Source organism: Pseudomonas sp. Irchel 3A18, assembly GCF_900187465.1.
Classification (GTDB): domain Bacteria; phylum Pseudomonadota; class Gammaproteobacteria; order Pseudomonadales; family Pseudomonadaceae; genus Aquipseudomonas; species Aquipseudomonas cichorii.
This window is the reverse complement of record NZ_FYDI01000007.1, coordinates 108174-121646: the sequence shown is the minus strand read 5'-3', so window position 1 is coordinate 121646 and position 13473 is coordinate 108174. Positions and strand designations below refer to the sequence as shown.

The 13473-nt window shown below is 57.4% G+C and carries 11 protein-coding genes; 8 read left to right on the top strand and 3 right to left on the bottom strand.

Annotation, left to right across the window (positions count from 1 at the left end; translation table 11 throughout):
- The first annotated feature begins 490 nt into the window (after positions 1 to 490).
- Both CKW23_RS16085 and CKW23_RS16080 read left to right on the top strand, forming a co-directional pair.
- Positions 491 to 730, top strand: a complete 240-nt coding sequence (locus CKW23_RS16085; RefSeq protein ID WP_038400420.1) for a hypothetical protein — start codon at positions 491 to 493, stop codon at positions 728 to 730.
- Positions 731 to 783: 53 nt separating this feature from the next.
- Positions 784 to 3483: a glycoside hydrolase family 3 protein gene (locus CKW23_RS16080; RefSeq protein ID WP_038400421.1), complete on the top strand. Its 2700-nt coding sequence runs from the start codon at positions 784 to 786 to the stop codon at positions 3481 to 3483.
- 16 nt (positions 3484 to 3499) lie between these two features.
- Here the strand turns inward: CKW23_RS16080 and CKW23_RS16075 are convergent, their stop codons facing one another.
- From CKW23_RS16075 to CKW23_RS16065, 3 genes are all read right to left on the bottom strand, one after another.
- Positions 3500 to 4150: a TetR/AcrR family transcriptional regulator gene (locus tag CKW23_RS16075; RefSeq protein WP_025260277.1), complete on the bottom strand. Its 651-nt coding sequence runs from the start codon at positions 4148 to 4150 to the stop codon at positions 3500 to 3502.
- A 138-nt stretch (positions 4151 to 4288) separates the two neighbouring features.
- Positions 4289 to 4480 (bottom strand): hypothetical protein, encoded by a 192-nt coding sequence (locus CKW23_RS16070; protein ID WP_025260278.1) that lies wholly within the window; start codon positions 4478 to 4480, stop codon positions 4289 to 4291.
- Between the two features lie 100 nt (positions 4481 to 4580).
- A complete protein-coding gene (locus CKW23_RS16065; protein WP_095067961.1) occupies positions 4581 to 6572 on the bottom strand; it encodes a sigma-54-dependent Fis family transcriptional regulator in 1992 nt (663 codons plus the stop codon).
- Between the two features lie 192 nt (positions 6573 to 6764).
- On the opposite strand from CKW23_RS16065, the gene CKW23_RS16060 reads away from it, so the two are divergent.
- The 6 genes from CKW23_RS16060 (at position 6765) to CKW23_RS16035 (ending at position 13457) form a co-directional block, all read left to right on the top strand.
- Positions 6765 to 7787, top strand: coding sequence for a Gfo/Idh/MocA family oxidoreductase (locus tag CKW23_RS16060; protein WP_025260279.1), 1023 nt, complete (start codon positions 6765 to 6767; stop codon positions 7785 to 7787).
- A complete protein-coding gene (locus tag CKW23_RS16055; protein ID WP_095067960.1) occupies positions 7784 to 8575 on the top strand; it encodes a TIM barrel protein in 792 nt (263 codons plus the stop codon). The genes CKW23_RS16060 and CKW23_RS16055 overlap by 4 nt, the downstream gene beginning before the upstream one ends.
- 60 nt (positions 8576 to 8635) lie before the next feature.
- The gene (locus CKW23_RS16050; protein ID WP_095067959.1) at positions 8636 to 9556 is read left to right on the top strand and encodes a sugar ABC transporter substrate-binding protein; all 921 of its coding nucleotides are present in this window, start codon (positions 8636 to 8638) and stop codon (positions 9554 to 9556) included.
- A 384-nt stretch (positions 9557 to 9940) separates the two neighbouring features.
- Complete coding sequence (locus tag CKW23_RS16045; RefSeq protein WP_025260282.1) at positions 9941 to 11824, top strand: 3-dehydroquinate synthase; 1884 nt, start codon at positions 9941 to 9943, stop codon at positions 11822 to 11824.
- Positions 11821 to 12705: a UbiA family prenyltransferase gene (locus CKW23_RS16040; RefSeq protein ID WP_025260283.1), complete on the top strand. Its 885-nt coding sequence runs from the start codon at positions 11821 to 11823 to the stop codon at positions 12703 to 12705. Before CKW23_RS16045 ends, CKW23_RS16040 begins: the two co-directional genes overlap by 4 nt.
- Positions 12702 to 13457, top strand: coding sequence for an EboA domain-containing protein (locus CKW23_RS16035; protein ID WP_038399872.1), 756 nt, complete (start codon positions 12702 to 12704; stop codon positions 13455 to 13457). Before CKW23_RS16040 ends, CKW23_RS16035 begins: the two co-directional genes overlap by 4 nt.
- The last annotated feature ends 16 nt before the right edge of the window (positions 13458 to 13473 follow it).

Below are 13473 nucleotides of genomic sequence, written 5' to 3'. Positions count from 1 at the left end.
TATTAATCACTTATCTTATCCACACTTCTTGAAAATCCACCCCAAAGCCCCTGACAACTAACCCTGGAGAAAACCCTAACTAACCCATTCACAAACCTTTATTTAACACACAAAAAACCACCATTTAATTCCAGCTACAACAGCATATCAGACCACTAAACCTAACAGCAATTAGGTTTAAAAATTAGCAAAACAAACTCATAAACCCACTAAAAAACAGCAACAAAACCCATAAAAACCAAAAATAAAGCAATAAAAAATCAAAAAAAGGCGTTTTTAGCAAAATATTTTCGGAACAATCCTTAAAAACAAACACCCATAGCCATGCGCCAGCATTTCCAACTAGCCTCATAAAATATAATTTCTCACCCGCTGAACTTTTAATCCTCTTCCCGGACTTAACATGCGGCCCTCAGGCGGAACTTCTGCATTCCGCGATCAGCCGACTCAACACTTATCCTTTATCGAGACCCCATCGATGACTAGACCCCTGCTGTCTGTTGTTAGCGTATTACTGCTGGGCGCCTCCAGTGTCGGCCCGGTTTGGGCAGACTCTAAAGCGGTCGACACACATCATTCGGAACAAGCTGTTCGTGAACAGGTGGATAAACAAAGGGAGCAACTTTCGGGTGCCAACAAAATTGCCACGCCGGTTGAAAAAGGATCGTCCGCACTTCTGCAGGCCCCTGTAGATACAGAGGATGCGCCCGCTCAGGTGCAGAAACCATGAACATCGGCTCCCATGATTCCTTCAACTCCCGCCTCCATCATCAGCCAAAAAGGATGCTGCCCTTGTCAGCCCTCAAACACACGCTGGGCTTGAGCATATTGGCCATAAGCGTCTCGCAGGCCAGTATTGCCATGGCCGTGACGCCCATGACCGGCAACGAGGTAGAAGCCCGTGTCGGTGCCGTACTGGATAACATGAGTGTCGCGGAAAAGATCAACTTCACCCGCGTGGATGACGGGCGCATGATTCCGCGCCTGAGCAAGTGGGGAATGGAAGGTACCGTCGCGTATGACTCGGCGATGGGCGTGCATGTCAACAATGCGACATTCGGAGCCCAGTACCCGGCTCAATCCGCGCTGGCGGCCACCTGGAGCATCAACCGCGCCAAGGAGTTCGGCCTGGCAATCGGGTACGAAACCCGCATCGCGGGCGGCCAGCAAATGCTGTCTCCGGGCGTCAACCTGTATCGCACGCCTTATGCAGGACGTACCGCAGAGTATGTGAGTGGCGAGGATCCATTCCTTGGAGCCGTGCTGGCACCAGCCATCACCAACGGAATCCAGGTCCAGGGCATACAGGCTGCCGGCAAACACTATGTTGCCAATGAACAGGAAGCCAACCGGCATTACGTCGATATCCGCGTTGATGAGCGCGCCCTGCGCGAAATGTACCTGCCCGGCTTCGAATCGATGGTCAAGAACGCCAATATCGCCTCGATCATGTGCGGCTACAACAAGATCAATGGCGACTATGCCTGCGAGAACCACCACCTGATCACTGACGTTCTCAAGGGTGAATGGGGCTTTCAAGGCTTTGTGATGAGCGACTTCAACTCGGTGCAGGATGCCTTCAAGGGTGCATGGGCCGGGACCGATATCGATATGCCGTCCGGCCTTCAATTCACCGAGGCCAAACTGCTTCCTTACCTGTGGAGCGGGCAACTGACTCAGAACGTCATCGACGACAAGGTCAGACGCAACTTGCGCGGTCTGGTGAGCTACGGTTTCGACAAACAGCTGAACAAGGCCCAGACCCTGGAGCATCCGGAATACGGCATGCGTGCGGCGCTGAATATGGCCCGCGAGTCGACTGTGCTTTTGCGTAATGAAAAGACCGCGAAGGGAACCCCTCTGCTGCCACTGGCCCGTGATGCGAAAATCGCCGTTATCGGCGACCTGGCCATGCAGCCTCCGGCTTCGCCGTTCGGTACTGCCAACTCGCCACCCAACACCTATGTGACAGAACTCAGCGGCCTGCAGCAACTGGCTTCAACAAGCTCGAATATCGAGTACCTGCACGAGATGAGCCTCAACCCGAAGGCGTCTGTCTGGTATCAGCCGGGCAGTGGCCAGAACGGCATCAGCAACGGCGGGGTAAAAGCGGAGTATTTCTCCAATACGGAGCTTTCCGGATCACCTGCCCTGACGCGTGTGGAACCGGGGGTCAACCTGAACTGGGTCACCAATACCAACACCACCGATACCGGCACTACCACCGTTTCGGGATTCACCCCCGCAGCCGGATCCTTCTCGGCACGCTTCACCTCCACGATCAAGCCGACCATTTCCGGCGAACACGTTTTCAAGGTTCGTGCTGACGGCGCTTACAAGTTGTGGGTGAACGACGAACTGGTTCTGGAAAACGATGGCACGCAACAGTCGTTCGATCTGATCAACGCGCTGGTGACTTCGGGCAAGACCGCCCGACTGCAAGCAGGCAAGGAATACAGCGTGAAGCTGGAATATCGCCGCCTGCAAGGCAACTTCACGACGTTCCTCGGCGGCCTGGCTGGCGTTCAGATGAGCTGGGCGTCTCTGCGACCGCCTAAGGATCTGTCCCGATACGACGCAGTCGTCATTGCGGCCGGTACCAATCATGAATATGAGGGCGAGTCGATTGACCATGCCTACGAGTTGCCCGAGTACCAGTCGGACCTGATCACCTACGCAACCAAGGCCAACCCGAACACTGTCGTCATCCTCCACAGTGGCGGCGGGCTGGATATGCAGCCTTGGGCCAACAAGGTCGGTGCCAGTCTTCATGCCTGGTTTGCAGGTCAACAAGGTGGTCAGGCAATCGCCGAAATCCTGTACGGCAAGGTGAACCCTTCGGGCAAGCTGCCTATCACGATCGACAAAAAGATCCAGGACAACCCCAGCTACGCCTCGTATTCCGATCCAAAACAATATCGAGGTGACAACGCGCTGACCGAAATGACCTACAGCGAAGGCATTTACCTGGGCTACAGAGGCTATGACAAGAAGCATGCGAAACCGCTCTACCCCTTCGGATACGGGCTTTCGTATACCAGCTTCGCGTACAGCGACCTGAAACTGTCGACCAACGTCATGACTCCGGGCAACACCATTGACGTGAAATTCACGGTGACCAATACCGGCGACAAGGCCGGCTTCGAAGTCGCGCAGTTGTACGTCCGTCCAGTGGCGCCAGCGGTGGACCGTCCGGAAAAAGAACTCAAGGGGTTCAGCAAGGTGTACTTGCAGCCAGGCGAAAGCAAGACCGTCAGCATCCCGATCGACTCGCGTTCACTGGCTTATTACGTGGACAAGACGGCCAGTTGGGATGTCGATGCCGGCAAGTTCAAGATTCTGGTGGGGCCGGACTCAGAGACTCTGCCCCTGGATCGCACCCTGATCACGCTGTATCCAGAGCACCTGACCACCCGCGACAGCAACCCGTTGCCGCTGCCGTTGCGCAAGGCCGTACAGGTAAGCGCCACCCAGGCATTCTGATGACAGGCATTCAGGCTCAGGGATGAGCCTGGATATCCTTGCCCAGACGACGAAGGTAAATATCGAAAACAGCCATGACATCCACGTCCTGAGGACATCTCAGCCACTGGATCTGCAAACCGTCCATGACCGAGAAGATTTCCTGCGCCAATGCCTTCACATCGATATCAGCACGAATCTCTCCCGCCTCTTTCAAAGCCGTCATGTGCCCACGTGCGTGCTGATGAGTGAGGTGAAAACGTTCCTGGTACCAGGCCCATGCAGGGTGAGCCTTCGACATGCTTTCCATATTCATGACCAGCGATGCCTGGCACTCGAAGGCATCTTCGATACTGAAGCCCATGCTCTGCCTCAGGAACCTGAGGAAACCTTCAAGCGTCATCTCCATGGTCAGCTCATGAAATCGCGAGACGACCCTCTGATCCCTGCGCTCCAGAAGCGCGTTCAGCAAAGCCTCTTTATTCGGAAAATGGTGCAGCAACCCTACGGTTGTAATGCCGACAAGTGCCGCGATATCGCGCATCGAGGCGCTGGAGTATCCATCCCGCGCAAAAATGACGGTGGCCGCATCCAGCAACGCCGTTCTGCGCATCTCACCCTTCGGCGCGCGACGACGCTTCGGCGCAGTCTCCTCAACCGATTCATTCCCTGATTCGTCAACTGCCATAAGGATCCGCTAACACACTCATTCAAACTGTCCCGACGTCTTGTAATACCCGACTCCACGGAGTCAGGCCAAGGAGGCGACAAGATACGCTAGCGCTGAGGGCATCGCCAAACGGGTAAAGTGCCAAGACGTAACGAATTACATCAGGATTGCTAAAACTGTAATCGCCAAGACGGCAATACCTATCAAAGACGTCAAAGTGGCCTGCGCGGTTTCTGCAAACAAGGAGCCTTTCACTGGGTACTTTCCCAATGTGAGGGCCTTCATCACAGGCCAGCCGACAAAGTAGCAAACAGCTCGAAAAACGACTTCAACCAGTATGTCAATCACAGCCGACGATCCTTGATCTGCTTGAAAAGAGAACGGGCCGGTAAATTACCATTACCTCATGGGTTGCCGAAGGCCTGATTGGCTGAACATTCAGGCCAGCCTAACGAAAGGCATCGGCGCTGAGCCCGAATCGGTTCATTTTGTTATACAGCCCGCCCCGGGACACTTTCAGTTGCTTTGCAGCCAGCCGGATATTTCCGTTGGTGTGCTTAAGCGCATCAATAATCGCGTTCATTTCATGGGCTCCCAGGTCCGGGGCATCATTGTATTCAGGTCGTGAAGGGGGTTGCGGCCGGAGCGATGCCTGCAGGATTTCCAGAGGCAGGTCGCCTGGCTGGATCGATGCGCTTGCCGCCAGATTGGTAGCGCGCTCGAGGGTATTTTCAAGTTCGCGCACATTTCCCGGCCATGAATACGCCATGAGCGCGTCCAGCGCCGGGGTGGAAATACCCGACACGGACTTGCGCAGTGACTGCGCACAGCGGTCAAGAAAGTGCTGTGCCAGAAGGGAAATATCCTCCTTGCGCATCCGCAATGGCGGCACGGTGAGGTTCAGGACATTGAGTCGGTAATAAAGGTCTTCCCTGAATGCACCTTCAGCCACTGCCTGGCTCAGGTTACGGTGGGTGGCTGCAATGATCCGGACATCCACCTGCCGGGACTTTCTGGCGCCGACGCGAGTCACCTCGCCCTCCTGTAAAACCCGCAGCAGGCTGACCTGTGCATCAAACGACATGTCACCGATTTCATCGAGAAAGATGGTGCCGCCATCAGCCAGCTCGAACTTGCCCGCAGAACCGCCACGGGCAGACCCGGTAAACGCGCCTTCAACGTGACCGAACAGCTCGCTTTGAACCAGTTCCCGGGGAATGGCGCCGCAGTTGACGGCCACAAAAGGACCACTGCTACGGTCGCTGGCATTATGGATGGCCTGAGCGAACAGTTCCTTGCCGGTGCCACTCTCGCCGAGAATCAGCGTGGTGGAGTCGCTGCGACTCGCAATCCTGCCAAGGCGCAGCGCGTCCTGCATGACTCTGGAGTGTCCCTGAATGCTGTCGAAGGTATAACGAGCCTGAGCCCCCATGATGCGGCGGGTGATTTCGCGGATGCGGCGGTTTTCACGCAGCGACACGATCCGTCCGCCCTGCCCGGTCAGGCAGACCGAAACCAGGCACACCAGTTGAGTGCCATCGTGAAGCTGAAAGGTACAGTCCAGATCCCGTAAGGCTTCGCCCTGACGCTGCATGATTTCTTCGTTCAGCTCACTCTGCCCGAGTTGCAGGAACGGACGCTCCAGCAGTTCAGGTCCGACCCGGAACAACTGGCGGGCATAGCGATTGAGCGCCTTGATGCAGCCCTTGTCATCAAGAACCACGAGGCCTTCATTGAGCACTTCCAGAACGCTGCGCTGCTCGTCCAGCAGGATCTGCAACGCCATCTGCCGCGAAACGGCCTCAGCCGCTGCCTGCACGGTACCCAGGGTATGGAAGTGAAACCATCCCAGTTCGGCTGTCAGGGTCAGGATCGCCAGGGTTTCACCACTGGCATTGCGAATCGGCGCCGCAGCGCAATGCATTCGGCGCTGCCGCAGGCCATTGGCAAAGTTCTCCTCGGCCAGCACGTAGACCAGGCGATCCTCGGCAATCGCCAACCCGGTGCAGTTGGTGCCCTGAATGGATTCCAAGAGGCGACTGCCCACCGGCGTGATGTCCAGCCCGCAGAAACTCAGGGTCGTGCCTTGAGGATCGGTGAGGTTGATATGGCCTCGAGGGTTATAGGCGAGCAGACCGCGCATCACTTCCTGGGCGGTTTCGATCAACAAGGCGTTAACGCTCAGCTTTTCAGCCAGATCCGTCGGGGTGACGAACCGGTACTCGGCATCTTCAGGGTCGATTCCCTTGTCGATGCTGCGCCGCCATGAAGCCCAGATCACCGGCCTGACCACAGGATGAGGATCGACCCTGCCTGCAAGACACTCCCGCCAGGCCTGTTGCAGTTCGAGCATCGGCCCGTCATTCAGGGCCAGCGGACCGATGGCGGTGATGTAGTCCAGTTCATTCTGGGGCAAGGTCAGGAACGAATGATCGGCCATTTGCAGCTCTCGAAGTGTTCATTTCTTTGACATGTCATTGTAGACATGTCTTTCAAATAGACACTCCTACATGCGCACAAACAGATATTTTCATTACATATCAATACCTTGAGAAGTGGCACAGGGCTTGCTCTCCCGTCCATAGAGCGAAGTGAGTTCACTCGCTCGCCCCATGACAACAACAAGGAACGCATGCATATGAGCAAGATCATCCGCCTGGGACTCATCGGTGCAGGCCGCATGGGCAGTTTTCACGGCCAGACAGCCGCCCTGCATATTCCGGGAGCCTGCCTGGCTGCCATTGCCGACCCGACACCGGGACAAGCCGCTCGCCTGGCTGAAAAATTCAATGTGCAGAAGGTCTACACCGACCCGCAGCAATTGCTGGATGATCCTGATATCGATGGGGTTCTGATTGCGGCTCCGGCTCGCAGCCATGCTGAACTGGTCATCGCAGCCGCACGGGCCGGAAAAGGCGTTTTTTGCGAAAAACCCATGGCAATCACACTGGATGAAGCCGACCGGGCCATCGCTGCAGCCGCCGATGCCCAAGTGCCTTTGCAAGTGGGGTTCAACAGGCGTTTTGCCAGAAGCTTTCGCCAGGCGCATCTGGATGTTGTCTCGGGCCGCATCGGCACACCGCAACTGCTGCGCTCAGTCACCCGGGACCCGGCATTGAATAATCCGGCTGGCATCGGGCAGTGGGTGATTTTCCTGGAAACACTGATCCACGATTTCGATGCCCTGCTCTACCTGAACTCCGGCGCCAAGGCCGTGGAGGTGAATGTCATGGCCGATGCACTGGTCGCTCCGGCCTACAAGGACAAGGGCCTGCTCGACACCGCGGTGGTAACGATTCGTTTCGATAACGGCGCCATCGCCACTGCCGAGGCCAATTTCCAGGCAGTCTATGGCTACGATGTGCGGGGTGAGGTCTTTGGCAGTGCAGGCATGCTGACCATGGGCAGCGTTGCCCAGTCCGAACTGGTTCGTTATCTGGCCGATGGCATCCAGGCCGACACCCAGCGCATGGACACCGACCTGCTGCGCGATGCCTACATTGCCGAACTCAACCACTTTGCAGACTGCCTGCGCACGGGCGAAAAACCATTGGCAAGCGGTGAGGATGCCAGAGCGGCACTGGCCATTGCCCGCGCCTGCATCGAGTCAGTCCAGCAGGGCAAGACGATCCGGATAGCAGGAGAACAGCCATGAGTTTCTGCCCCTTCACACTGGCCGTCAGCGCCGAAATGGTGTTTCTCGACCTGCCCTTCGTAGAGCGCGTTCGACGCATCCATGAGCTGGGTTTCAGTGCCGAAATCTGGGACTGGACCACCAAGGACATCGCTGCGCTGAGTGCCACCGGTGCTGATTTCACCTCCATGAACGGTTATATCTGGGGCAACCTGACAGACGCCGAAGATATTCAGCGCTTGCTGGACAGCGCCAGAGAATCACTGGCCGTTGCCGAGCACCTGAACTGCCCCAGCCTCAACCTGCATGGCACCGGCCTGGATAACAAAGGCCTGCCGGTCAAACCCGTCAGTCATGCCAATGGCCGGATGTGGCTGAGCGCCTGCAAGACTCTGGAAAAGATTGCCCGCCTGGGTGAAGAGCATGGAAAAGTATTCCTGCTGGAAAACCTCAATACTCAGGTTGACCATCCCGGCACGCCTTTCGCCAGGGCCGAAGACACGCTGGTCCTGATCGAAGCCGTGGACAGCCCGCACCTGAAAATGAATCTGGACCTTTATCACGCACAAATTGGCGAGGGAAACCTGATCGAACTGATCCAGCGTGCCGGAACGGCCATCGGCGAGATTCAGGTGGCCGATGTACCGGGACGCATGGAGCCGGGCACCGGCGAGATCCATTACCCGGCCATTGCCAAAGCCCTGCATCACATGGGTTATCAGGGCGTGGTGGGGCTGGAAGGCTGGGCCAGCGGCGATCCGGTCATTGCGCTGGAGCGCTTCCGCCAGGCTTTTACCCTGTCGGCGTAACCACCCGAAGCATTGATCCACTGATGAATTTCAACTCATAAGAACAAGAGGAAAACCATCATGCGTCGCTACTTGTTTGCACTGGCCTCTCTGGCACTGCTGTTCAGCCACAGCGTTTTTGCCGATGCCCGGATCGGCGTCAGCATCGCCAAGGTCGACGACAACTTCATGACCTATGTGCGCAGCGGTCTGAACGATGCCGCGAAGAAGGAAAACGTACAGATTCAGTTCGAGGATGCCCAGGGCGATGTGGTTCGCCAGCTCAGCCAGGTCGAGGGTTTCATCAGCCAGAAGGTGAATGCAATCATTGTCTTGCCGGTCGATACCGCCGCCGCAGTCAATATCACCCGTGCAGCTACAAAGGCCGGAATACCGCTGGTCTACGTCAATCGCCGCCCCGACCAGCGCCCCCTGCCCGCCGGCGTGGTCGCCGTAGCCTCGGAGGACATCCAGGCCGGGCAACTGCAAATGCAGTACCTGGCGGAAAAGATGGGTGGCAAGGGTAATCTGGCGATCATCATGGGCGATCTGGTGCAAAACGCCACCCAAGGCCGGACCGAGGGGGTCAAGCAGATTCTGAAGAACTACCCGGACATCAAGATCGTCGGCGAACAGAGCGCCATGTGGCAGCGCGACAAAGGCATGGACCTGACCAGCAACTGGCTGCTGGCAGGAGTCAGGATCGATGCCGTAGTCGCCAACAATGATGAAATGGCTATCGGGGCCGCCATGGCCTTGAAGCAGGCCGGACAAGGCTCGACCCCCGTGGTCGGCATCGACGGTCTGCCCGATGGACTGGCGGCCATCAAGCGTGGCCAACTGGCAGCATCGGTGTTTCAGGACCCCAAAGCCCAGGCCAGCAGCGCCATCACTGCCGCGCTACGGATGATCAAGGGCGAAACTGTGGAGCCCGATATCTGGGTACCTTATCAATTGATCAAGCCGGAGCAGGTAGAGGAGTTCGCGCAACATTTCAAATAACTTCGGGTAAAGCGCTCACTGAATGAGTGGCCGAGTGTTGCGGATAAATCCGGGGAAGATGACGCTCTTTCCATTGCCGCGACACTTGGCCAAAGCCCAAAAAAGACGATAACGAATCTCATTTATAAATAAAAAATAATCTCAATAACAGCAATTATTACCCCACAAGAACTTCTTTGATTCCCTCCAGAACTTCCTCCGCAAATTCTGTCATTTCACATACTTGCAAAACGCTAGCACTGAACTACATTGCTATTGATTCCAAGCCTGAACACTCAGGCGCCCTACCCGTTTGGTTGTAGAGACAGGAGTAATGCCGGCCCCGGATGCAGTTTGAAATATCTGACAAGGACACTCAGTCATAACAATCAAGAGGGATGCTTGATGAAGCATAGTCAGTTGTACCGTGCACTCTCGAAAACAGGAGTCGCCGGAAGTTGGTGGCTATCCTTGCTGTGTTTTTCGATTCTGGTCATCACCAGTTTTCTGTTGTTTGGTGAGCAGATCGAACACTTCCTGACCGGTTTGAGCCTGACGACTCCATCAGACCCCATTCAGAAGTTAAACCTCGCCCTTCTGCTGATTGCGCTGCTTGCGTTCGATGTCGTACTGCCTGTGCCCTCCAGTATCGTGGCGCTGATGGCGGTGGCGTTGCTGGGCAGTGTCGGCGGTTATCTGGTCATTTTCATTGGGCTGTGCCTGGGTGCCGGAATGGGCTATGCCCTGGGGGCCGGTTACTTGCGACTGCTGTCCAGGCGCCTGGCGGTCAACAAGCGCAGTAGCGGGCAACTGGCCTATCAGCTCAGTACCCTGTCGCTGATCTGTCTTCGTGGCGTGCCGGTACTGGCCGAAACTTCGGTGGTGGCCGCTGGCATGCAGCGCTATCCGCTGCGTCAGTTCCTGCTGGTCACTACTCTGGCGAATGCCGGGCTTGCACTGGCCTACAGCGCCATCGGCACCTATCTGATGGAAAAAAACGCACTGTTGGCCACGGTACTGGCCAGCATGGTGTTGCCCGGCCTGTTCATCGCCGGTCGCAGCCTGGTGAAAACCATAAAGAGCCGCGCTGCAAAAGACACCGACAGTCCTTTGCAGGGCCGTTTCGAGGTCAGTTACAACTATCCGGTGGTTTTTACCGATCACCTGTTTGACCCGAAAAATGACTGCTTGCGTGCGCAACTCACCGCTGAGAAGGCTGGCCAGATAACAGTATTGATCTTTGCCGACGAGCAACTGCTCAAGTCGTCGCCTCACCTTCTGCCGCAGATTGATGCCTACTTTGCCGCGCACAGCAATGACCTTCGTTTGCAGACCGCGCCCATTGCGGTGCCTGCAGGTGAACTGAGCAAAACCCCGCAAGTCCTGCACCGGCTCTATGAACACATGTTGCAGCACGGGCTGGACCGGCATTGTTATGTGCTGGCCATGGGCGGCGGTGCCGTGCTGGATGCCGTGGGCTATTCCTGCGCCACCTTCCATCGTGGCATGCGCCTGATTCGTATCCCGACCACAGTGCTGGCCCAGAACGATGCCGGTATCGGCGTCAAGAACGGCATCAACGCCTTTGGCCAGAAGAACCTGCTCGGCGCGTTCTGCCCGGCCAATGCGGTGATCAACGACTTTCAGATGCTGCTCAGCCTGTCCCAGCGAGACCGGATCGCCGGATTGGCCGAAGCCGTGAAAGTCGCTGCCATCAAGGACTCGGCCTTTTTCCAGTGGATGGAGCAACAAGCCCAGGCGCTGGCGACCTTTGAACACAGCGCCAGCCGTTACGCCATCCGCCGTTGCGCGGAGCTGCATCTGAGGCATATCACAGGCGCAGGCGACCCGTTCGAGCGGGGCAACGGTCGGCCACTGGATTACGGACACTGGTCCGCCCACAAGCTGGAAAACCTGAGCCAGCACCGCTTGCGCCATGGTGAAGCAGTGGCCGTGGGCATGGCCCTGGACGCGCTGTACGCCAATGCGGTGAAGCTGCTGTCGGACACCGATACGGAGCGCCTGCTACACCTGCTCGTGCAACTGGGTTTCAGCCTCAACCCACCGGAACTGTTGCTCAAGGACGCCCAAGGCCGCTCGCTGATCGTGCAAGGGCTGGAAGAGTTCAGGCAGCACCTTGGCGGTCAGCTTTCCATCCCGATGCTCACCCGCCTGGGTGAATCCACCGATCTGCACGAGATCGATTTCGCCCTGATGGAGCAGGCTTTGCAGCGCCTGTCGTCCTACAGCACATCGCCCCTCGGCTGGACCAAGAGTTGCCCTGAATGAACCAGACCTCCTTGAAAACCTGGATGACACTGGGCCGTGTCTCCAATCTGCCGACGGTATGGACCAATACCCTGGCAGCCGCATTGTTGGCCAGCAGCGCTGGCGCCCTCGCCCCGCCCTCGCTGCTGGTCTGGGGCCTGCTGCTGGTGGTGCTGTCGCTGCTTTATCTGTTCGGCATGCTCTTGAACGACCTGCTGGATGCCGACTGGGATCAGCAACACGATAACCCGCGCCCCATTACCCTCGGACTGGTCAGCCGCCAGCAGGTCGCACTGGCTGTCGGCGCGCTGATTCTGGTGGCGGCCGTCGCGATACTGGGCCTGAGCCAGTTGATCGAAGAACCGGACTGGCTACTGGGCAGCGCGGCGCTGTTGCTCGGCTTCATCCTGGCCTACAACATTCTGCACAAGAAATACCCCCACAGCGTCTGGCTGATGGGCGCCTGCCGCTCGGCGCTTTACCTGACAGCGGCTGCCAGTCTGAGCGTACCGCCGGAACCCATCTGGCTTTGCGCAGCATTGCTGGGTGCCTACATCAGTGGCCTGACCTACCTGGCTCGCCAGGAACATCGCAACCAGTTGCTCAGCCGCTTCCCGCTGATTCTGATGCTGAGCCCGCTGATTCTGGTCAGCTACGCCAGCAACGGCATGTTCTGGCTGGTACTGCTGATCTGGCTCGTCTGGCTGGGACGCAATTACTGGCGTCATCTGGCCAACCCGCAGCATCGTCAGGTCCGTGCGTTCATCGGCGCCGGTCTGGCAGCACTGCCGCTGTTCGACGCCATGGTTCTGGCCCTGGCGGATCAGCCATGGGGCAGCCTGCTGTGCGTTCTGGTGTTCTTTCTGCTCCCTCGCTTCCAACGCTGGATCAAGCCGACATGATCGAAATCGCCCCGAATGGACTTGCGGCACTTGAACTCAGAGACGAGATCCTGACCGAGCAGTTGCAGCGTTTCACCCGCCACCTGCCCATTTCCGAGTTGCAGTGGTGGGAAAGTACGCTGCCACAGATTGCGCAAAACCCGAGTGCCGATACGCTGGTGCTCCTGAGTAGCCAGTGCAAACGTCAACTGACTGAACAGCCTCAGGTCGACAGCGCTGTCTGGACCAAGGTGCAGCAAGCCCGCGTGCTGCTTCTGGCCCAGGCCCTCAAACATCAAGAACCGGGCAAGCGCTCACCTTTGCTGCGTCAGTTCTATGCCTGGGGCGACGATCAGGAAAAGATCGCCATCCTCAATGCCCTGGACTGGTTCGATGCCAGCGGGCAGTGCCTGGACCTGGCACTTCAGGCTGGCCGCACCCACAACAGTCAGGTGTTTGCCGCCATTGCGCTGGATAACCCCTTCCCGTCGAGCCACTACAACGAGCGCGCTTTCCACCAACTGGTGTTGAAGGCGCTGAGCATGGGCCTCGATATCCGGCGCATGCTGGGTCTGCCTGAAAGGCGTAGCAGCTCGCTGAACCAGCTTGCCCTGGACCTGCTGGAAGAACAGCTTGCCGCCGAGCGCCCGGTTTCAATCGGACTGGTTCACGTCATCGCTTTCGCGCTGCTCACAACGCCCCAACACCAAAGGCTTGCCCAGTTGAATCAGGCACAACGCCTGCCCGCCGAATGGGCCGGGCACTTTCGGTAACACCAAACCCTCATTC

Coding starts and splice junctions, on each gene's coding strand:
- CKW23_RS16080 (WP_038400421.1), top strand. CDS start 784: ATGCTGCCCTTGTCAGCCCTCAAACACACGCTGGGCTTGAGCATATTG.
- CKW23_RS16075 (WP_025260277.1), bottom strand. CDS start 4,150: ATGGCAGTTGACGAATCAGGGAATGAATCGGTTGAGGAGACTGCGCCG.
- CKW23_RS16065 (WP_095067961.1), bottom strand. CDS start 6,572: ATGGCCGATCATTCGTTCCTGACCTTGCCCCAGAATGAACTGGACTAC.
- CKW23_RS16060 (WP_025260279.1), top strand. CDS start 6,765: ATGCATATGAGCAAGATCATCCGCCTGGGACTCATCGGTGCAGGCCGC.
- CKW23_RS16055 (WP_095067960.1), top strand. CDS start 7,784: ATGAGTTTCTGCCCCTTCACACTGGCCGTCAGCGCCGAAATGGTGTTT.
- CKW23_RS16050 (WP_095067959.1), top strand. CDS start 8,636: ATGCGTCGCTACTTGTTTGCACTGGCCTCTCTGGCACTGCTGTTCAGC.
- CKW23_RS16045 (WP_025260282.1), top strand. CDS start 9,941: ATGAAGCATAGTCAGTTGTACCGTGCACTCTCGAAAACAGGAGTCGCC.
- CKW23_RS16040 (WP_025260283.1), top strand. CDS start 11,821: ATGAACCAGACCTCCTTGAAAACCTGGATGACACTGGGCCGTGTCTCC.
- CKW23_RS16035 (WP_038399872.1), top strand. CDS start 12,702: ATGATCGAAATCGCCCCGAATGGACTTGCGGCACTTGAACTCAGAGAC.